The sequence below is a fragment of the Streptomyces smaragdinus genome, from assembly GCF_009604385.1.
GTDB lineage: Bacteria > Actinomycetota > Actinomycetes > Streptomycetales > Streptomycetaceae > Streptomyces > Streptomyces smaragdinus.
On the sequence record NZ_WEGJ01000004.1, the window covers coordinates 241,905 to 261,005 of the forward strand.

The 19,101-nt window shown below is 73.7% G+C and carries 17 protein-coding genes; 9 read left to right on the forward strand and 8 right to left on the reverse strand.

What is annotated here, in order from left to right; genetic code table 11:
• Positions 1-104: 104 nt before the first annotated feature.
• Complete coding sequence (gene xylA, locus SRB5_RS09765) at positions 105-1,268, reverse strand: xylose isomerase (protein WP_153451091.1); 1,164 nt, start codon at positions 1,266-1,268, stop codon at positions 105-107.
• Positions 1,269-1,426: 158 nt separating this feature from the next.
• Here xylA and xylB point away from each other — a divergent pair, with 158 nt between their 5' ends.
• Positions 1,427-2,851, forward strand: coding sequence for a xylulokinase (xylB, locus tag SRB5_RS09770; protein WP_153451092.1), 1,425 nt, complete (start codon positions 1,427-1,429; stop codon positions 2,849-2,851).
• Between the two features lie 17 nt (positions 2,852-2,868).
• Here xylB and SRB5_RS09775 read toward each other — a convergent pair whose 3' ends face one another.
• On the reverse strand, positions 2,869-4,473 hold the full coding sequence (locus SRB5_RS09775; RefSeq protein WP_153451093.1) for an MFS transporter: 1,605 nt from the start codon (positions 4,471-4,473) through the stop codon (positions 2,869-2,871).
• A gap of 139 nt (positions 4,474-4,612) precedes the next feature.
• On the opposite strand from SRB5_RS09775, the gene SRB5_RS09780 reads away from it, so the two are divergent.
• The 4 genes from SRB5_RS09780 to SRB5_RS09795 all read left to right on the forward strand — a co-directional run bounded on the left by SRB5_RS09780 (position 4,613) and on the right by SRB5_RS09795 (position 8,461).
• Entirely contained in the window at positions 4,613-5,248 is a 636-nt protein-coding gene (locus SRB5_RS09780; protein ID WP_153451094.1) for a TetR family transcriptional regulator, read from the forward strand.
• Positions 5,245-6,438 carry an ROK family transcriptional regulator gene (locus SRB5_RS09785; RefSeq protein WP_323377411.1) on the forward strand — a complete coding sequence of 398 codons (1,194 nt, stop codon included), beginning with the start codon at positions 5,245-5,247 and terminating at the stop codon, positions 6,436-6,438. Before SRB5_RS09780 ends, SRB5_RS09785 begins: the two co-directional genes overlap by 4 nt.
• A gap of 152 nt (positions 6,439-6,590) precedes the next feature.
• The gene (locus SRB5_RS09790) at positions 6,591-7,181 is read left to right on the forward strand and encodes an N-acetylmuramoyl-L-alanine amidase (RefSeq protein ID WP_153451095.1); all 591 of its coding nucleotides are present in this window, start codon (positions 6,591-6,593) and stop codon (positions 7,179-7,181) included.
• Between the two features lie 50 nt (positions 7,182-7,231).
• A complete protein-coding gene (locus tag SRB5_RS09795; RefSeq protein ID WP_194292885.1) occupies positions 7,232-8,461 on the forward strand; it encodes a phosphodiester glycosidase family protein in 1,230 nt (409 codons plus the stop codon).
• Positions 8,462-8,629: 168 nt separating this feature from the next.
• Here SRB5_RS09795 and SRB5_RS09800 read toward each other — a convergent pair whose 3' ends face one another.
• Positions 8,630-9,847: an MFS transporter gene (locus SRB5_RS09800; RefSeq protein ID WP_153451096.1), complete on the reverse strand. Its 1,218-nt coding sequence runs from the start codon at positions 9,845-9,847 to the stop codon at positions 8,630-8,632.
• Positions 9,848-9,991: 144 nt separating this feature from the next.
• Positions 9,992-10,987: a hydroxyacid dehydrogenase gene (locus SRB5_RS09805; RefSeq protein ID WP_153451097.1), complete on the reverse strand. Its 996-nt coding sequence runs from the start codon at positions 10,985-10,987 to the stop codon at positions 9,992-9,994.
• Between the two features lie 245 nt (positions 10,988-11,232).
• Here SRB5_RS09805 and SRB5_RS09810 point away from each other — a divergent pair, with 245 nt between their 5' ends.
• A complete protein-coding gene (locus tag SRB5_RS09810; RefSeq protein WP_228389925.1) occupies positions 11,233-12,399 on the forward strand; it encodes an anhydro-N-acetylmuramic acid kinase in 1,167 nt (388 codons plus the stop codon).
• 8 nt (positions 12,400-12,407) lie between these two features.
• Here SRB5_RS09810 and SRB5_RS09815 read toward each other — a convergent pair whose 3' ends face one another.
• The gene (locus SRB5_RS09815; RefSeq protein WP_153451098.1) at positions 12,408-13,985 is read right to left on the reverse strand and encodes an FMN-binding glutamate synthase family protein; all 1,578 of its coding nucleotides are present in this window, start codon (positions 13,983-13,985) and stop codon (positions 12,408-12,410) included.
• A gap of 163 nt (positions 13,986-14,148) precedes the next feature.
• Here SRB5_RS09815 and SRB5_RS09820 point away from each other — a divergent pair, with 163 nt between their 5' ends.
• Positions 14,149-14,568 carry a DoxX family protein gene (locus tag SRB5_RS09820; protein ID WP_153451099.1) on the forward strand — a complete coding sequence of 140 codons (420 nt, stop codon included), beginning with the start codon at positions 14,149-14,151 and terminating at the stop codon, positions 14,566-14,568.
• A 42-nt stretch (positions 14,569-14,610) separates the two neighbouring features.
• Here the strand turns inward: SRB5_RS09820 and SRB5_RS09825 are convergent, their stop codons facing one another.
• Both SRB5_RS09825 and SRB5_RS09830 read right to left on the reverse strand, forming a co-directional pair.
• The gene (locus SRB5_RS09825) at positions 14,611-15,435 is read right to left on the reverse strand and encodes a DUF1028 domain-containing protein (RefSeq protein ID WP_323377413.1); all 825 of its coding nucleotides are present in this window, start codon (positions 15,433-15,435) and stop codon (positions 14,611-14,613) included.
• A 61-nt stretch (positions 15,436-15,496) separates the two neighbouring features.
• Entirely contained in the window at positions 15,497-16,996 is a 1,500-nt protein-coding gene (locus tag SRB5_RS09830; protein ID WP_153451101.1) for an SCO1417 family PLP biosynthesis transcription factor, read from the reverse strand.
• A 100-nt stretch (positions 16,997-17,096) separates the two neighbouring features.
• Between SRB5_RS09830 and yczE the strand changes: the two genes are divergently transcribed.
• Both yczE and SRB5_RS09840 read left to right on the forward strand, forming a co-directional pair.
• Positions 17,097-17,813, forward strand: coding sequence for a membrane protein YczE (gene yczE, locus SRB5_RS09835; protein ID WP_228389926.1), 717 nt, complete (start codon positions 17,097-17,099; stop codon positions 17,811-17,813).
• A 257-nt stretch (positions 17,814-18,070) separates the two neighbouring features.
• Positions 18,071-18,445 (forward strand): RNA polymerase-binding protein RbpA, encoded by a 375-nt coding sequence (locus SRB5_RS09840; protein WP_153451102.1) that lies wholly within the window; start codon positions 18,071-18,073, stop codon positions 18,443-18,445.
• Between the two features lie 70 nt (positions 18,446-18,515).
• On the opposite strand, the gene fxsA is transcribed toward SRB5_RS09840, so the two are convergent.
• Positions 18,516-19,100 carry an FxsA family membrane protein gene (gene fxsA, locus SRB5_RS09845; protein ID WP_153451103.1) on the reverse strand — a complete coding sequence of 195 codons (585 nt, stop codon included), beginning with the start codon at positions 19,098-19,100 and terminating at the stop codon, positions 18,516-18,518.
• Position 19,101: the final 1 nt, after the last annotated feature.

A 19,101-nucleotide genomic window follows, 5' to 3' on the forward strand; every position in this document is an offset into this window, starting at 1 on the left:
CAGCATGGGCGGTTACGCCCGGAAATCACACCACCGTGACCGACCCGCGACATTCCCCGCGCCTGAACCACACATTCCGGCCGAAGGGCCAAAAGCCGGACGCGTCAGGCGCCCAGCAGGTGCTCCATAGCCAGCTGGTCGAGCTGCTCGAAGGCCATCCCGCGCTTCGCGGCCGCCTCCACGTCGAACTCCTCGAACGCGCTCTTGTCGGCGAGCAGACCGGCCAGGCCCGCCTCGTCCGCCGTGGGCTGCGCCAGCTGGTCGAGCCGGCTGTCGAGCAGCGCCTGCTGAACCTTGGGGTCGGCGCGGAAGGCGGCGGAGCGCTCCTTGAGGATCAGGTAGTTGCGCATGCAGCCGGCCGCCGACGCCCAGACGCCGCCGAAGTCCTCAGTCCGCGGGGGCTTGAAGTCGAAGTGGCGCATGCCGGCGTAGCCGGCGCTCTCGAGCAGGTCGACGAGCCAGAACGCGGAGCGCAGGTCACCGGCGCCGAAGCGCAGGTCCTGGTCGTACTTGATGCCGCTCTGCCCGTTGAGGTCGATGTGGAAGAGCTTGTCCGCCCACAGCGCCTGCGCGATGCCGTGCGGGAAGTTCAGACCGGCCATCTGCTCGTGGCCGACCTCGGGGTTCACACCGAACAGCTCGGAGCGCTCGAGGCGCTCGATGAACGCCAGCGCATGGCCGACGGTGGGCAGCAGGATGTCGCCGCGCGGCTCGTTGGGCTTGGGCTCGATCGCGAAGCGCAGGTCGTAGCCCTGCTCGGTGACGTACTCGGCGAGGAGGTCGAAGGCCTCCTTCATCCGGTCCAGGGCGCCGCGGACGTCCTTGGCGGCGCCCGACTCGGCGCCCTCCCGGCCGCCCCAGGCGACGTAGGTGGTGGCGCCCAGCTCGACGGCCAGGTCGATGTTGCGGATCGTCTTGCGCAGCGCGTAGCGGCGGACGTCGCGGTCGTTGGCGGTGAAGGCGCCGTCCTTGAAGACGGGGTGGGTGAAGAGGTTCGTGGTGGCCATCGGGACCTTCATGCCCGTGGACTCCAGCGCCTGGCGGAAGCGCTTGACGACGGCCTCGCGCTCGGCGTCCGAGGAGCCGAAGGGGATCAGGTCGTCGTCGTGGAAGGTGACGCCGTACGCGCCGAGCTCCGCCAGCTTCTCGACGGTCTCGACCGGGTCGAGCGCCGGGCGGGTGGCCTCGCCGAACGGGTCGCGGCCCTGCCAGCCGACGGTCCACAGACCGAACGTGAACTTGTCCTGGGGGGTGGGGGTGTACGTCATGGCGCCCTCCGTGGCTCCGGGACGCCGGCCGAGCGGGCGGCGGTCGCCGCCGGTCAGTCGTCATCCATCTGTCATCGCTCCGACCATTTCGTTAGAGCGTTTTACAAATTAGTATGCCCGTCGAGTCAAGGGAAGAGCGCACGGCACGGAGGTTTGCAATGGGGCCGCTCGTCGTAGGGGTGGACAGCTCCACCCAGTCCACCAAGGTGCTGGTCGTGGAGGCGGACACCGGCCGTGTCGTCGCCCGGTCGCAGGCGCCGCACACCGTGACCGGGGCCGGCGGGGCGCGGGAGAGTGACCCGCGCGGCTGGTGGGACGCGCTCGCCACGGCCCTGGCCGGCTGCGGCGACGTGGTCCGGGAGGCGGCCGCCGTGTCGATCGGCGGTCAGCAGCACGGTCTGGTCACCCTGGACGCCGCCGGCGAGCCGGTCCGCCCGGCGATGCTGTGGAACGACGTCCGCTCCGCCCCGCAGCGCGACCGGCTGGTCGCGGAGCTCGGCGGCGCGAAGGAGTGGGCCGAGCGCACGGGCAGCGTCCCGGCGCCGTCCTTCACGGTGACCAAGTGGGCGTGGCTGCGGGACAACGAGCCGGAGGCGGCCGCCGCCACCGCGGCCGTGCGGCTCCCCCACGACTATCTGACGGAGCGCCTCACCGGCACGGGCACGACCGACCGCGGTGACGCCTCGGGCACCGGCTGGTGGGACTCCCGCTCCGGGGCGTACGACTCCCGGACGCTGGAGCACGTCGGCCTGGACGCCGCCCTGCTGCCCCGCGTCGTGGCGCCGGGCGAGGCCGCGGGCACGGTACGGGCGGGTCTCCCGCTGCCGGAGGGCATCCTCGTCGCCCCCGGCACCGGCGACAACATGGCGGCGGCGCTGGGGCTGGGGCTGCGCCCCGGTCAGCCGGTGCTGAGCCTGGGCACCTCCGGCACGGTGTACGCGGTGACCGGCGAGCGGCCGGTGGACCCCACCGGGACGGTCGCCGGTTTCGCGGACGCGGGCGGCGGCTGGCTGCCGCTGGCGGCCACCCTCAACTGCACGCAGGCGGTGGACCGGTTCGCGGCGCTGCTGAGCCTGGCCCGGGAGGACGTCGAGGCGGGGTCCGGGGCCGTGGTGCTGCCCTTCCTCGACGGCGAGCGGACGCCCGACCTGCCGCACGCCTCCGGGCTGCTGTACGGGCTGCGGCACGACACGACGCCCGGTCAGCTGCTGCAGTCCGCGTACGACGGCGCGGTGTACGCGCTGCTGACGGCGCTCGACCGGGTGACCGGGCCGGAGGCGGCCGACGACGAACCGATCCTGCTGATCGGCGGCGGCGCGCAGGGCGTCGCATGGCGCGACACCGTACGCCGGCTCAGCGGCCGCGCCGTCCGGGTGCCGCAGGTGCGTGAGGCGGTGGCCCTGGGGGCGGCCGCTCAGGCGGCGGGGCTGCTCCTCGGCGAGGACCCGGCCGCCGTGGCGCGCCGCTGGGGGACGGCCGAGGGGCCCTCGTACGGGGCGGTGCCGAGGGACGACGAAACGCTGCAGCGCATCGCCTCGGTCCTCGAGGACGGCGATGCGCTGCTGCGGCGGCCCGGCGCGTGAACGCCGGGGACGGGGGGTCAGAGGTGAACCGACGGTCCCCCGTTCCCGTTCTCGCCGCCCTTGGTGAACACCGCCACGCCCGCGGCGAGGACGGCGACCACCCCGGCGCAGGTGAGCGCGAGGCCCATACCGGAGATGAAGGAGCCGTGGACCACGTCGGTGATCCGCTCCACGACCCCGGCGGGCGTGCCCTTCGGCTGCGGCGGCACGTAGCCGACCTCGGCGGCGCTCGTCAGCCCCGCCTCCGCCTTGGCGTCCAGCGGGGGCAGGCCGGCCCGCTGCCAGCGCTCGGGCAGCGTGGTGCCCACCCGGGAGGCCATCACGGCGCCGAGGACGGCGGTGCCCAGGCTGCCGCCGACCTGCATCGCCGCCTGCTGGAGTCCGCCGGCGACCCCGGCGTGCTCCAGCGGGGCGTTGCCGACGATGACCTCCGTCGCGCCGACCATCACGGGCGCGAGGCCGAGGCCGAGCAGGGCGAACCACAGGGCCGTCACGGCCGTACCGGTGTCCGCGTCCAGGGTGGACATGCCGAACATGGCGATCGCGGTGAGCACCATGGCGCCGACGAGCGGGACCCGCGGGCCCACCTTCGTGATGAGCGCGCCGGCCAGCGGGGACGCGACGATCATGCCGCCGGTGAGCGGCAGCAGTCGGAGCCCGCTGTCCACGGGGCTGAGCCCGTGCACGTTCTGCAGGAAGAACGTGACGAAGAAAAGTCCGCCCATGAATCCGAACGCCATCAGCACCATGAGCACGGTGCCGGCGGACAGGGCGGCGGACCGGAACATGGACAGCGGCAGCAGCGGCTCGCGGGCCCTGGTCTCCCAGAGGACGAACAGCAGGAAGCCCACCACCGCGGCGCCCAGGAAGCCCAGCGTGCTCCCGTCCGACCAGCCCCAGAGGGGAGCCTTGATCAGCGACCAGATGAGGCTGAACATCGAGACGGACAGCAGCACGATGCCCGGCAGGTCGAAGGAGCGCGGGGCGTGCTCGGCGCGGTGGTCCAGCAGGATCACCAGGCCCAGCAGCAGCGCGACGACGCCGACGGGGACGTTGACGAAGAACACCGACTCCCAGCTGACGTGCTCCACGAGCAGCCCGCCGACGATCGGGCCGGCGGCCGTGGACGCGCCGATGACGGCGCCCCAGATGCCGATGGCGGCGTTCAGCTTCTCGGCCGGGAAGGAGGCCCGCAGCAGTCCGAGGGCCGCGGGCATCAGCAGGGCGCCGAACAGGCCCTGGAAGACGCGGAAGACGATGACCGCCGTCACGCTGCCGGACAGCCCGATGGCCCCCGAGGCGGCGGCGAAGCCGACGATGCCGACGAGGAACGTCTGCCGGTGGCCGAAGCGGTCACCGAGCTTGCCGGCGGTGATGAGGGAGACCGCCAGGGCGAGCAGATAGGCGTTGGTGATCCACTGGACGTCCGCCAGGGAGGCGCCGAGGTCCTGCTGGATGGCGGGGTTCGCGATCGCGACGATGGTGCCGTCGAGGGCGACCATCATCACGCCGATGGCGACGGCGAAGAGCGTGAGCCAGGGATGGCCGCGGAACCCGGTCCGCCGCGGCGCGGCCGGCTCCGCGGGCTCTTTGGAGAGGGTCAAGGTGGACTTACTGGTCATCTGATCGACAGTAGTGTCAGTGACTGACATTTGCCAAACGCGTCGGCCGCGACGACGCGAAGACGAGGTGAACGCGGCGGAAGACGGTGCTCGCGCCGCCGGTAAGCTGTGCCGCGACCAGCGGAAAGGCGGCGGGGAATTGACCGGTCTGCGGGAGCGGAAGAAGCAGCGCACGCGTGAGGCGCTGATCCGGTCCGCCGTCGAGCTGTTCGTGGAGCGGGGCTTCGACCGGACGACGGTCGACGAGATCGCGGCGGCCGTCGGTGTGTCGCAGCGCACCTTCTTCCGTTACTTCGCGACGAAGGAGGAGGCCGCCTTCGCGATCCAGGACATGGTCGAGTCGGCCTACTACGCGGAGGTCTGCCGCCGTCCCGCCGCCGAGCCCCCGGCCACCGTGCTGCGGGCGTCGATCGAGCGGGTGTGGGACGGCATGGCGCAGACCGTGGCGGAGACCGTTTCGGTGACGCTGTACACCCGTATGTGGCACGTCATCGAATCGACGCCCGCCCTCGTCGCGGAGGCGCTGCGCCGTTCCACCGTCATGTCCGAGCAGCTGGCCGAGGAGATCGCCCGCCGGGAGGGCGTGGACCTCGACACGGACCCCCGCCCCCGCGTCCTGGTGGCCGCCTTCAGCGCCGTCACCCAGGCCGCCGCACGCCGGTGGGGGACGGGCGACGACATGACACTGGCGTCCGCCCGCGCCACGACCATGGCCTACCTCGACCAGCTGCAGCCCTCGCTGGGGAGCACCTGGCACCGCGGGACGTCCGCGTGAGCGCTCCCGCGCCCGGCACGCAGCAGGCGATGCGCCGGCGCAACCTCTCCCTCGTCCTGCACGCGCTGGCCGCCGAGGACTCCCTGTCCCGGGCCGCCGTCGCCACCCGGATCGGGCTGACCCGCGCCGGGGTCTCCGCCCTCGTCGACGAGCTGCTGCGCGGCGGGCTGATCGTCGAGCTGGGCCCGGGCCGGCCGGGCACCGTGGGCCGCCCCGGCAGCGCGCTGGCGCTCAACGACCAGGGCCCGTGCGGGATAGGCGCGGAGATCGGCGTCGATCATCTGGCCGTCTGCGTGGTCGACCTGCGCGGCGCCGTCCGCGCCCGGATCGCGGTAGACGCCGCCAACCGCGGCCGTGCGCCCGGACCCGTACTGGCCGAGCTGGACGGACTGCTGCGCAAGATCACCGCCCGGGCCCGCCGCGAGGGCCTGACGCCCGCCGGGCTGGGCGTGGCGGTGCCGGGGCTGGTGGACCGCGACCAGTGCGTCGTACGGGCGCCGAACCTCGGCTGGCGGGCCGTGGACGTCCGGCAACTGCTGGCCACCTCGCTGCCCGTCACGGTCGACAACGAGGCCAACGTCGGCGCGCTGACGGAGCTGCGCGAGACGCAGTGGCGGGACTTCGTCCACGTGTCCGCGGAGATCGGGATCGGCGCCGCCGTGGTGGTGGACGGTGAACTGCTGCGCGGCACGCACGGGTTCGCCGGCGAGCTGGGCCACGTACCGGTGCACCCGGACGGGCCGGACTGCGCCTGCGGCGGGCGGGGCTGCCTGGAGCAGTACGCCGGCGAGGAGGCGGTGCTGCGGGCCTGCGGGATACCGCCGGAGCGGGCCGCGCGCGAGCATCCGGGACCGGGCGGGCGGATCGCGCTTCTGGCGCGGCGGGCGCAGGACGGGGACGCGGCGGTCGTGACGGCGCTGGACGGGGCCGGCACGGCGCTCGGCATCGCGCTGTCCGGTGTGGTGAACCTCCTGGACCCGCAGGCGGTGGTCCTCGGCGGCGCCCTGGCGGGGCTCGCGCCCTGGGTGCTGCCCGCCGTGGAGCGTGAGCTGGGCACCCGCCTCGCGGACCGGGCCCGCACCGTACGGCTGGCGGTGTCGCGCACCGCCGGCGAGGGCCCGCTGCTGGGGGCCGCGCACCGGGTGGTGCAGTCGGTCCTGGACGATCCGGCGGCCGTCGCCCGCCTCTGAACCGGGACAGACGTACAACTACCGCCATTGGCCTGCCCATTGGCATGTCCCAGCCCATCTTGGCAGGGGCGGTCCCGCCACTCATCATGAGTCACGCACCGTGCGTTCACGCCATGTATCCGCAGCACTCCCCCCACACCACCGGAGTCTGAATGGACCGCACCATGCCCTCGCGCAGACGTTTACTGCAGGGCGCCGCAGCGGGCGCGGCAGCCGCCGCCCTCGGACCGCTCACCGCCTCCCCCGCACGGGCGGCGGGCTATCCGGTCACCCACTGGATCCCGGCCAGCACCTCCAACTACACGGTCTCCAACCGGCCGGCGTCGTATCCGATCGACTACGTCGTCATCCATGTCACGCAGGAGACGTTCCAGGACGCCATGCGGATCTTCCAGAACCCGAGCCGCAAGGTCTCGTCCCACTTCATGGTCGCCTCCGGCGACGGCTACATCGGCCAGTTCGTCCGGCAGAAGGACATCGCCTGGCACGCCGGCAACTGGGACTACAACACCCGCAGCATCGGCATCGAGCACGAGGGCTGGGTCGACGACCCGTCCTGGTTCACGGACGTCATGTACCGGGAGTCCGCGCAGCTGACGGCCGCCGTGTGCGACGCGTTCGGCATTCCGAAGGACCGCCAGCACATCATCGGGCACAGCCAGGTGCCCGGCGCCACCCACACCGATCCGGGTCCGAACTGGAACTGGACGAAGTACATGAACTACGTCAGAGCAGCAGTCTGAGATCCGCGGGGGCGCCGGCGAAGGCGCCCCCGCCCTCCCGAGGGGGCCCCTTGCACCGTCGTACGACGACCCGCTCCGTCCTGGCCGCGCTCGGCGCGTTCGGGTTCTTCGCCACCGCCGCTCCCGCACAGGCCGCCGACGACCCGGACCTGCGCCTGTCCGCCGGCACCGAGACGGCACCCGGCATCGACTACCGCTCCTTCACCGTCGCCGCCTCGCACGGCAGCGTGACGGGCCACCTCGTCACCGTCGACCTGACCGACCCGCACGTCACCACCGACCTGCTGTACCCCGGCGCCGTGGCGGCGCGCGACGAGGTGACGGACATGGCCGACGCCGCCGGCGCGGTGGCGGCGGTGAACGGTGACTTCTTCAACATCGACGAGGCCCAGCACCCCGGCGTTCAGCCGACGGGCGCCTCCGTCGGCCCGGCGATCGCGGACGGCCGCGAGCTGAAGGGCGCCGTGCCGAACGGACAGCGGTTCGGTCCCGCACTGCCGCCCGGCACCTCTACCCGCGACGTCATCGGGGTCGGCGTGGACCGCCGGGCCCGGCTCGACAGCCTGGAGCTGACGGGCACCCTGCTGACGCCGAACGAATCGCTGCCCCTCGACGCGCTCAACCAGTACGCGATCCCGGTGAACGGGACGGGCGCGTTCACCGCCGACTGGGGAACACCGTCGCGGCTGCGCGCCACCTGCGGAACGGACACCCGCCGGGCCGCGCCGTGCAGCACCGACGTGTACGAAGTCGTCGTCCGCCACGGCCGCGTGGAGTCCGCCTCCGCCGGCATCGGCGGAGGGCCGATCGCGCGGGACACCACCGTCCTGGTCGGGCGCGAGGCCGGCGCGCAACGACTGCGCGAACTGAGCGTGGGCGAACCCGTACAGGTGCTGCACCGGCTGGACGCGCGGGGCGTCGTCCCGCTGAAGTTCGCGGTGGGCGGTTACCCGATCGCGCGCGGCGGACAGCCGCTCGCCGGCCTCGACAACGTGACGGCGGCCGGACGTTCGGCGGCCGGCACGGGGGACGACGGCAAACGGCTGTTCCTCCTCTCCCTCGACGGCAACGCGGAGACCAGCGCGGGGCTGACCATCGGCGAACTGGCGGCCCTCCTGCTCGACGTGGGGGCGGACGACGCCGTCAACCTCGACGGCGGCGGCTCCGCCACGCTGGCCGTCCGTACGCCCGGGGCGACCGCCACGACAGCCGTCAACCGCCCGCTGGGCAGCGCCGAGCGGCCGGTGCCGAACGCGATCGGGGTGTTCAGCAGGCCGTAGCACCGCCGAAAAGGTGGACACGGGTGCCGTCCGTGCGGTCGACTGCTCCTGCGCGGGCCGCCCGTCCGCCCGCGCCCCTCGAACGCGGCCGTCGCCGTCGAGGGTTCGGCGCACGGCTGCGGGAGCCCGGCGCCCCCGGTACCGCACCCCGGGGTGCCGCCGGGCTCGTCAGCGGCCGGCCGGCACAAGCTCCACCGACGTCACGGACCGCCGGCGCCGGGCGAAGCCCGCCGAGAGGAGCAGCGGTACGGCGGCCAGGGCGAAGCACACCGCGACGGGCACCTGTCCCGCCAGCCGTCCGGCGCCGGCGGAGCCCAGCGAACTGCCGAGGTTGAAGGCGGTGTTCACCCAGGTGCCGACCCGGGTCCGGTGCTCCTCCGCCGCCGTCTCGTCCGCCAGCAGATACGCGGTGGTCAGCGCCGGCGACACCAGCAGCCCCGCCACCGCCAGCACGCCGCCCAGCACCCACAGCCCGGGCGCCAGCCCCGCGACGGCGAGCACGAGGGCCAGGCCGGTCGTCAGCACCGGCAGCCGTACCCGCGCGGGCCGGCGCCAGGTACGGGTGCCGTACAGCAGCCCGCCGAGCGCGCTCCCCACCGCCAGCGCCGCCTCCAGCCAGGCGACGGCCGCGATCCGCCCCCGCCCGTCGGCGTACACCACGAGCAGCAGCGTCAGCGCCCCGAGCACGACCCCCAGCCCGGCCGCCGCGACGACCGGCTGGACGGGCAGCGCACCCCCGCCGCCGGACCGCCGCGCGGACCGCGGCCGGACGGCGGCGGACCGCAGCGGCGGCGCCGCGGTGAACGCGAGGGTCCCGGCCAGCACCAGCACGGCGCTGACGGCGACACCGAGGGCGGGCCGGGCGACGGCCGCCAGCAGCCCGGCGAGCAGCGGACCGGTGACGAGCAGCACCTCCTCGCACACCGTGTCGAGGCTGAACGCCCGCTGGCGCAGGGCGGGATCGGGCACGATGTCGCTCCACACGGCACGCATCGCCGGCCCGATCGGCGGCGCGCACAGCCCCGCGAAGCCGCCGAGCACGACGAGCAGCCACACCGGCGCGGCCCCCGGCCGCCAGGTGGCGACGGCCAGCGCCGTGAGGGCGACGGCGTAGACGCCGGCCATGGGCACCAGGGCCCGGCGGGCGCCGATGCGGTCGATGAGCCCGCCGCGCACCGGCGCGAGGAGCGAACCCGTCAGGCCGAAGAGCGCGATGACGCCGCCGGCGACGGCGTACGAGCCGGTGCTCGCGGTGAGGGCGAGCATGAGGGAGAGGAAGACCGTGCCGTAGGAGAGACGGCCGGCCAGCGAGGACAGGAAGGTACGGGCGGCGTACGGGACGCGCAGGACGGCGGCGTACGACGGCGCCCGTTCGGGCGTGGACATGTAAGTGGTTCCTCAACAGCCGTGCGGACAGGGACGCGTGTGGGCGACGCGTCGTCTACGCACGGGAAAGGAACATGGAGGAAAACCTACACCAGGGATCCACGGGCCGGCCAGGGCACGAATCCCCGGCCGGCCGGGACGTCGTCAGGCGGTCGTGGCCAGGATCTCCCGGGTCATCTCGTGCCGCAGCGGCTCGCCGGCCAGGAAGCGGCCGATCTCGTCCACCACGATCCGCCCCTGCCTGCGCCGCACCTGCACCGCGCCGGCGGCCTCGTGCGGCGTGAGCAGGACGTTGGGCAGACCGCGCAGGGGGCTCGACACGGGCAGCGGTTCCTCGTCGTACACGTCGAGCGCCCCGTCGAGCCGTCCCTCGCGCAGCTCCTCCAGCAGCGCGTCGGAGTCCACCAGCCACGACCGGGCGGTGTTGACGAGCCCGGCGCCGTCGGCCATCAGGCCGAGCTCGCGGCGGCCGATCAGCCGGCGGGTCTCGGGTATCGCCGGCGCGTGCAGGGCGACGATCCGGGACCGCTCCAGGAGTTCGTCGAGGGGGACGAGTTCGGCGCCCAGCGCGGCGGCCTGCCCGGCGGTGACCATCGGGTCGGCGAGCAGCAGGACGCCGCCGAGCGCCCGTACGAGCTCCATGTACGCCCGTCCGGTCCGGGACGCGCCGACCACTCCGATCACCGAGCCGCGCAGCTCACTGGCCTCCAGCGTGCCGTACTTGGTACGGGTCCACCCGGCGCCGGAGTGCAGGGCGTGGTCGAAGCGGTGGATCCGGTGCAGCAGCGTCAGGGTGAACGCCAGCGACACCTCCGCCACGGCCGGCGCCATCGCCTCCCCGGCCTGCGACACCCGGATCCCCCGGGCGAACACCTCGTCGCCGACGAGGAACCGCAGCGCCGCGCCCGTGTGGGCGACGAGCTTCAGCCGGGGCGCCGCCGCGAGCAGCTCGCCCTCGAGCCGCGGCGTGTTCCATCCGGTCACCACCACCTCGGCGTCGGCGAGCTCCTTGGCCAGCCGCTCCGGATCGATGCCGCAGATCCGCAGCTCCCCCGCCTCCTCGAGCTCCCTCCACTGCTCCGCGGTGAAGAACAGCCGGCGCAGGCCCTCCTCCAGAGCGACGGCGATGGTGGGGCGCATAGGGACCTCCTGGGCTCGGGGGACGGACACTGATCCGGTCCAGTCCCGAACCATAGATGCTGTGTTCGGTCGGCCGCAGCGCCTCGCGTGCGACCGGTCCGCCGGCCGTCCGACATTCCCGTGACCCCATCATTCAATGCCCGTTTTGCCGGAAATGTATAGTTTTGCCAGGCGGGCTCACCGCCGCTGCCCAGCGCAAGGGTCCCGGCGGCGGCGGGCCCGCCGCCATGGGCGAGGATGGCGGCATGACGGAGATCAAGGTCCTCGGAATGCTCAGCGGCACCTCCTACGACGGTGTGGACGCCGCGGTGGCCGGCTTCTCGGTGGAGGGCGACGAACTCGTCCTGCGCCCGCTGGGACTGCACAGCGCGGACTTCCCCCGGGTCCTGCGCGAGAACATCGCCCGCGCGCTGCCGCCGGCCCGTACGACGCTCGAGGACGTCTGCCGGCTGGACACCGAACTCGGGCAGTTCTTCGGCCGCGTGGCCGCCGACGCCTGCGCCGCCGTCTCCCCCGCGGACCTGATCGTCTCCCACGGCCAGACCGTCTTCCACTGGGTGGACGGCACCACCGCGCTGGGCACCCTGCAGCTCGGCGCGGCGGCCTGGATCGCCGAAGCCACCGGGCTGCCGGTGCTCTCGGACGTACGGACCCGCGACATCGCGGCGGGCGGCCAGGGGGCGCCGCTGGTGTCCACCATGGACGCCCTCCTGCTGCCCGCCGACGGCACCCGCCGGGGCGCGCTGAACCTGGGCGGCATCGCCAACATCACCGTGCGGGACGCGGACGGCACCGTCGTCGCGTACGACCTGGGTCCCGCCAACGCCCTGATCGACGCGGCCGTCACGGAGCTGACAAACGGCGCCGAGACGATGGACGCCGGTGGCGCCCGCGCGGCGCGCGGCACCGTGTCGGGGCCGCTGCTGGACCACCTCCTGACCGAGCCGTACTACCGCCTGCCGGCGCCCAAGTCGACGGGCAAGGAGGTCTTCCACGCCGCGTATCTGCGGGAGCACGCGGAGCCGTACGGCGTCGGGGGCGACGATCTGGTCGCGACGGTCACCGAGCTGACGGCCGAGCTGGTCGCCGCCGCCTGCCGGACGCACCAGCTCGCCGAGCTGGTGATCGCGGGCGGCGGGGTGCGCAACCCGGCGCTGATGGCGCGGATCCGGGCGCTCGCCCCGTCGGTGCGGGTCGGGGAGTCGGGCGAGCACGGGCTGCCGGCGCAGGCCAAGGAGGCGTATCTCTTCGCCCTGCTGGGCTGGCTCAGCTGGCACGGGCTGCCGGGCACGGTGCCGTCGGCGACGGGCGCGCGCACCCCGTCCGTGCTGGGCTCGCTCACGCCGGGGGCGGGGCCGCTGCGGCTGCCGGAACCGCTGCGGGAGCTGCCGCGCAGGCTGCGGATCGCGTAGCGCCCGGCTCAGAAGCGGTCCGGGTCGGCGTCCGCCCAGTCGTCGGCCCACTCGCGGGGCGGGCCGGCGAGCAGTTCGCCGGGCTCCAGCCAGTCGTAGAGGTCGGTGTACGGACGTACCGTCACCGGATCGGTGCGGCGCACCAGCTGGCGCGGCCGCAGGCCCGACGGGTCGGCCACGCCCATCGCCGCCATGATCTCCAGCGCGCTGGAGACGGTGGAGTGCTGGTAGCGGCGCACCCGTTCGGCCTTGTCCGGTACGTCGATGGCGCGGGTCAGGCGCGCGTCCTGGGTGGTGACGCCGACGGGGCAGGTGTTGGTGTGGCAGCGCTGGGCCTGGATGCAGCCGACGGCGAACATCATCGCCCGCGCGGCGTTGGTGTAGTCGGCGCCCTGCAGCAGCCGTTTGACGATGTCGCTGCCGGTGGCGACCTTCCCGCTGGCCCCGATCCGCACCCGGTCGCGCAGCCCGGCGCCGACCAGCGCGTTGTGCACCATGATCAGGCCCTCGGTGAGCGGGGTGCCGAGGTTGTCGGCGAACTCCAGCGGCGCCGCGCCGGTGCCGCCCTCGGCGCCGTCGACGACGATGAAGTCCGGCCCCGTCCCCTCGTCGGCCATCGCCTTGCACACGGCGAGGAACTGCCGCCGCGACCCCGGGCAGAGCTTGAACCCGGCGGGCTTGCCCCCGGCCAGCTCCCGCATCCGGGCCATGAAGCGCACCAGCTCCCGCGGCGTGCCGAAGACCTGGTGGTACGGCGGGGACACCACCGTCCGCCCCTCGGGCACCCCCCGGGTCCGGGCGATCACGGCGTCGACCTTGGCCCCGGGCAGCAGCCCCCCGATGCCGGGCTTGGCGCCCTGCGACAGCTTCAGGGACACGCACTTGACCTCGTCGAGGCCGGCGGCCTTGTCCGCGAACGCCCCCGCGTCGAAGGCGCCGTCGGCGGTGCGGCAGCCGAAGTACCCGGTGCCGATCTCCCAGACGAGGTCCCCGCCCATCCGGTGGTGCTCGCTCAGCCCGCCCTCGCCGGTGTCGTGGGCGAAGCCGCCGCGGGCGGCGCCGGAGTTGAGCGCCCGGACGGCCTGCGCGGAGAGCGAGCCGAAGCTCATCGCGGAGACGTTGAACAGCGACATCTCGTACGGCCGGGCGCAGTCGGGTCCGCCGATCAGCACCCGGGGCGGCTCCTTCGCCACGGGCAGCGGCGCCATGGACGGCAGCAGGTACTCGTATCCGTCCTCGTAGACGTCGCGTTCGGTGCCGAACGCCTCCTGTCCGGCGATGCCCTTGGCCCGCTCGTAGACGCTGGTACGGACCTCACGGTCGTACGGGCGGCCGTCGTAGTTGCGTTCGATGAAGTACTGCTGGAGCTCCGGCCGGATCTTCTCCATCGCGTACCGCAGCCGCCCGACCAGGGGATAGTTGCGCAGCAGCGAACGGCGGCGCTGCGCGAGGTCGTACCCGGCCAGCGCGGCGAGCGCCAGCAGCGGCCCCGCGGCGATCCACCACCACACCGAGTGTCCGAGGGCCAGCGCGGTGGCGGCCACGGCCAGCGTCCAGACGACGGCGAGCACGACGCTTCGAATCATGTCCGCATTGAAGCGTATGCGGTGGTTCATCCCCTTGTCCCGTCGCGGCGCGGCGTGCCGGGGCCTCGCTCGTGCGTTCGCACCTGGGCGTATCGGTGCCACACTGGAAGTCAGTACGACTCACGGGGTCTGTTGCCTGATCAACCACCCCTAGGAGGTCACGATGGATGTCCTCGTACTGATCGGGCGGATTCTCTTCGTCGCCCTCTTCCTGAGCTCCGGCGTCGCCCATCTGTCCCAGACCAAGCAGATGGGCGCGTACGCGGCGTCCAAGGGCGTACCGGCCCCGGTGCCGGCGACGGCGCTCTCCGGCGTCGTGATGCTGCTGGGCGGGCTGAGCGTCGTGCTGGGCGTCTGGGCGGATCTCGGGGCGCTGCTGCTGGCGGTGTTCCTGTTCGTCACGGCGGTGATGATGCATCCGTTCTGGAAGGAGACGGACGCGGAGGCCAAGCAGATGGAGATGATCCAGTTCCTGAAGGACCTGTCGCTGTGCGGCGCGGCGCTGATGCTGCTGGCGCTGTTCTCGTTCGCGGGTCACGACCTGGGTCTGACGCTGACGGGTCCGCTGTTCGATATCGGCTGAGCAGGCGGGGGCGCGTCGCGGACGAACGACGCGCCCCCGGCCTCACGCCTTGCGGAGCCAGTCCAGCACCACCGGGTCGATCCGGCCCGGCACCAGGCGCTCCTCGAGGTTCTCGACGCCCGCCCACGACGCGAGCGCCGCGTCCGGCTCGCCGTGGTGGCCGAGCGCCGCGAGCCGGGCCGTGACCTCCGCCGCGAGTTCGCCGCCGAGGTCCAGCAGGGTCGCCGGGTCGGGGCGGGTGAAGTACAGCTCGTGCAGGCCCAGCAGCCGCTCGAGCACCTGGACCGGCGCCGCGTCGTCGTCGGCCCGCAGATCCACCTCGACGTCGCTCGCGCCCCCGTAGCCCCCGCCCCGGCGGGCCACCAGCAGCGCGGCGCTCTGCCGCCCGCGCCGGTCGCCGCCGGCCGCGTCCCCGGCCGTGAGCGCGGCGAGCAGCCGCCGGGCGAGGCTCTGCCCGGGGTCACCGGCCAGCCAGGCCGCCCGCATGGCCTCGACGACCTGGGGTCCGGCGAGGATGTTGCCCTGGATCGCGTAGCCGTCACCGGCCACCCCGCCGGCCCAGTCCATGCAGCCGCCGCCGGTGTACGTCGCGCCGTCCCCCGCCGCGCCCACCACGCCGACCTGGCGGACGTCGCGGTCGGCGTCGTCCCCCGTCAGTCGCGCCACGACCGCCGCCGCGTCCGCGCCGCCCTGCAGGAGGGCCAGCCCGTCCGGCCGGTACGCCAGATTCGCGTGGGCCTGCGTGGCGACCGCGCCGACGTCGGCGAGGACTGCCGGGACGGCGGCGCCGACCGCCAGGAACTTGCTGGCCACGGCCACGCCGAGGGACTCGCCGTCGGCTGATCGCGCAACGATGGAAAAGGTCACGGCACTCCTTGGGCCTCGGGATCGCCGCATCGTAGCCCCCGCCGCGCGGCCCCGGCCAGAACTACGCGATCAGCCCCCGTACATCCCCCACACCGCCCGTCACCCCGCCCTCCGCGACGAAGCGGGCCGCCGACACCAGCCGGGTCGCCGCCTCCGCCGCCAGCGCGCCGTCCACCGTGAACGGCACCCGGACGAAGCCCTCGAAGGCCCCGTCCACCCCGAACCGCGGCCCCGACGGGATCCGCACGCCGAAGCGCTCCCCCGCCTCCGCGATCCGCGAGCCGGAGAAACCGCCCGTCCTGACCCACAGCGTGAGCCCGCCGCGCGGCAGCTCGAACCGCCACTGCGGCAGCTCGGACCGCAGCGCCGCCGCGATCGCGTCCCGGTTGCCCCGCGCCTGCTCCCGGCGCAGCGCCACGGCCTCGTCCCAGCCCCCGGTCCCCATCAGCCAGCTCACCGCCAGCTGCTCCAGCACCGGCGTGCCGAGGTCGGCGTACGCGCGCGCCGAGACGAGCGAGCGGATGATCTCCGGGGTGGCCCGCACCCAGCCGATGCGCAGCCCCGCCCAGAACGCCTTGCTGGCCGAGCCGACCGTCACCACCGTCGAACCGGCCGGGTCGAACGAGCACATCGCCGGCGGCAGCTCCCCCGGACCGTCGTCGAGGCTGATCTCCAGCATCGTCTCGTCCGCGATCAGCGCCGTCCCCGCCGACCGCGCCGCCTCCACCAGCGCCCGCCGCTGCTCGGCCGTCGCCAGCGCCCCGGTCGGGTTGTGGAAGTCGGCGATCACATACGCCAGCCGCGGCGCCGCGTCCCGCAGGATCCGCCGCCACATGGGCAGGTCCCACCCCGTGAGCCCCTCCCCCATCGCCACCGGTACGAGCCGCGCGCCCTCCTCGCGCATCAGCTGCAGGATGTTCGCGTACGACGGGGAGTCCACCGCGATCCGGTCGCCGCCGCCGGTGAACAGGCGGATCAGCGCCGCCATCGCGCCCATCGCGCCGGTGGTGATCATGATCTGCTCGGGCATGGTGGGCACGCCGCGGGCGGTGTAGCGCGCCGCGACGGCCTCGCGCAGGACGGGCAGACCGGCCGGATAGTCGCCGTGGGTGTGGGCGTACAGGGGCAGCTCCTCCAGCGCGCCCCGCATCGACCGGGTCAGCCACGGCTCGGGGGCGGGCAGCGCCGCGCAGCCGAGGTCGATCATCGAGCCGATCATGTCGGGCGGCAGCGGCTCCAGCCCCCGGGCGGGCAGCGGATGCCCGGTCGGCAGGGACGTCCAGCTGCCGGCACCGCGCCGGGACTCCAGGAAGCCGGCCGACCGCAGATGCTCGTACGCGGCGGCGATCGTCGTCCGGCTCACCGCCATGGCCAGCGCCAGCTCCCGCTCGGCGGGCAGCCGGGTGGCCACCGGGAGTCGGCCCTCCAGGACGAGCAGCCGCACCCCGTCCGCGAGCGCCCGGTACGCGGGGACCTTGCGGCCCCCGGCGGGCGGCGGCTGCTGCGAACGCAGCAGCCGGGCCAGCTGAACCGCTCCGGTGGCAGAAGTCCACTGGGTCATCGTGTGCAGTCCACCTCTTCCCGATTGGCCATGGAGGGCCGATTCTTCCGGGCCACAGAGTGGCACGCATCGGTCCACCAATGCCAGAGGGGGAAGTGCTTTGTCCGCTGTACGGGATTCCGCCGGGAAATCCATCGAGGGATCCGTCCGCGGACCGCGCCTGGGGGCCCGGCTCGTCCGGCTCTACGCCGGTCTGGCGCTGTACGGGGCGAGCTGCGGCATGACGGTCGACGCGGGGCTCGGCGTCGACCCCTGGGACGTCTTCCACCAGGGCGTCGCCGAACGGACCGGACTGTCGATCGGCACCGTCTCGATCGCCGTCGGCGCGCTGGTGCTGCTGCTGTGGATACCCCTGCGCCAGCGCCCGGGCCTGGGCACGGTGTCGAACGTGCTGGTCATCGGGCTCACGATGGACGCCACGATGGCACTCGTCCCCGACGCGCACGCCCTCGGCTACCAGATCCCCCTCATGCTGTCCGGCGTCCTGCTCAACGGCGTGGCCACCGGCCTCTACATCACGGCCCGCTTCGGCCCCGGCCCGCGCGACGGGCTGATGACCGGTCTGCACGCCCGTACCGGACGCTCGATCCGCGCCATGCGGACCGTGATAGAAGTCACTGTCCTGGCCACCGGCTGGCTGCTGGGCGGCACGGTCGGCGCCGGCACCGTGGTCTACGCCGTCGCGATCGGCCCCCTCGCCCAGTACTTCCTGCGGGTATTCGCCCCCGAAAAGCCTGATGAGACCCCTGCCGCGGCCGTCCCCGCGCCCCGTACGGCGGACCCGGCGGACGGCCCCGCCGAGGCCGTGTCGATTTAGCGACCACGGACGCGGACCGGTAAGGTACCGCGTTGGCCCGCCGGTAAAACCGTGACCGCATGCTGCGAGACGACTTCAGAGGGTGACATCTCCTGTCAGATGTGACAAACCGGGCGGCGGTGGGTACAAGCAATGGGGCGGCACGACCGGCGACGCATGTCCCGATACGGGAATCTTCATCGCCGACCGGACGTTGACCCGGATGACGACGACAGCGACACCTGTCCTGTGGGCGACAAGCCCGGGAGGCACGATTCATGAGTGAGCGAGCTCTTCGCGGCACGCGCCTCGTGGTGACCAGCTACGAGACCGACCGCGGCATCGACCTGGCCCCGCGCCAGGCCGTGGAGTACGCATGCCAGAACGGACATCGATTCGAGATGCCGTTCTCGGTGGAGGCGGAGATCCCGCCGGAGTGGGAATGCAAGACATGCGGCGCCCAGGCGCTCCTGGTGGACGGCGACGGCCCCGAGGAGAAGAAGACCAAGCCGGCGCGTACGCACTGGGACATGCTCATGGAGCGGCGTACGCGTGACGAGCTGGAGGAAGTGCTGGCGGAGCGGCTGGCGGTACTGCGATCCGGCGCGATGAACCTGGCGGTTCATCCTCGCGACACGCGCAAGTCCGCCTGACGGCGGCATAGGCGTCCGGGGCCCGACTCCCTCGTGGAGGGTGCGGGCCCCTCGGCGCGCCCGGGGAGGGTCAGCTCCCCCGCGGCGGTTCGTCGTCGCGGACGACCTCGCCCCGGACGATCTTCCCGTCCGGGCGGTGAATCCTGGCCTGTGTGAACGCGCTGTTCAGATCACCGAGCCCGCCGGACGCCACCGGGCGCTCCAGCGCCCGCTCCATCCGCCGGCCCACCAGCGACCGCACGGGCGGCAGCAGCAGGATCAGCCCGAGGACGTCCGAGGCGAAGCCGGGGAACATCAGCAGCAGTCCGCCGAGCATCGTGACCGCGTTGCCGGACCCGTCCGTCTGCTCCGCCGGCGCCGCGGACGGCTGCAGGGACGCGGCCAGCCCGCGCCAGGCCCGGCGGCCGGCGCGCTTGACGACCGCGCCGCCCACGATCGCGCCCAGGACCAGCAGCCCGAACACCCCGAGGGCGCCGACCCAGTGGCCGACCTGGATCAGCAGCCAGATCTCCAGCACCGCCCACGCCGCCACCACGAGCGGCAGATAGCGGGCCCGGCCGCGCCGGCGCCGCGCGCCGGGGCCGGAGGGGGAGGACGGGGCGCCGGGGCCCTGGTGCGGGCCGCTCTCGCCCCCGTAAGGCTGCGGGGTGGTCATG

Coding starts and splice junctions, on each gene's coding strand:
- SRB5_RS09790 (WP_153451095.1), top strand. CDS start 6,591: ATGGACCGCACCATGCCCTCGCGCAGACGTTTACTGCAGGGCGCCGCA.
- fxsA (WP_153451103.1), bottom strand. CDS start 19,100: ATGACCACCCCGCAGCCTTACGGGGGCGAGAGCGGCCCGCACCAGGGC.
- SRB5_RS09815 (WP_153451098.1), bottom strand. CDS start 13,985: ATGATTCGAAGCGTCGTGCTCGCCGTCGTCTGGACGCTGGCCGTGGCC.
- SRB5_RS09820 (WP_153451099.1), top strand. CDS start 14,149: ATGGATGTCCTCGTACTGATCGGGCGGATTCTCTTCGTCGCCCTCTTC.
- xylB (WP_153451092.1), top strand. CDS start 1,427: ATGGGGCCGCTCGTCGTAGGGGTGGACAGCTCCACCCAGTCCACCAAG.
- SRB5_RS09800 (WP_153451096.1), bottom strand. CDS start 9,847: ATGTCCACGCCCGAACGGGCGCCGTCGTACGCCGCCGTCCTGCGCGTC.
- SRB5_RS09840 (WP_153451102.1), top strand. CDS start 18,071: ATGAGTGAGCGAGCTCTTCGCGGCACGCGCCTCGTGGTGACCAGCTAC.
- xylA (WP_153451091.1), bottom strand. CDS start 1,268: ATGACGTACACCCCCACCCCCCAGGACAAGTTCACGTTCGGTCTGTGG.
- SRB5_RS09810 (WP_228389925.1), top strand. CDS start 11,233: ATGACGGAGATCAAGGTCCTCGGAATGCTCAGCGGCACCTCCTACGAC.
- SRB5_RS09830 (WP_153451101.1), bottom strand. CDS start 16,996: ATGACCCAGTGGACTTCTGCCACCGGAGCGGTTCAGCTGGCCCGGCTG.
- SRB5_RS09775 (WP_153451093.1), bottom strand. CDS start 4,473: ATGACCAGTAAGTCCACCTTGACCCTCTCCAAAGAGCCCGCGGAGCCG.
- SRB5_RS09805 (WP_153451097.1), bottom strand. CDS start 10,987: ATGCGCCCCACCATCGCCGTCGCTCTGGAGGAGGGCCTGCGCCGGCTG.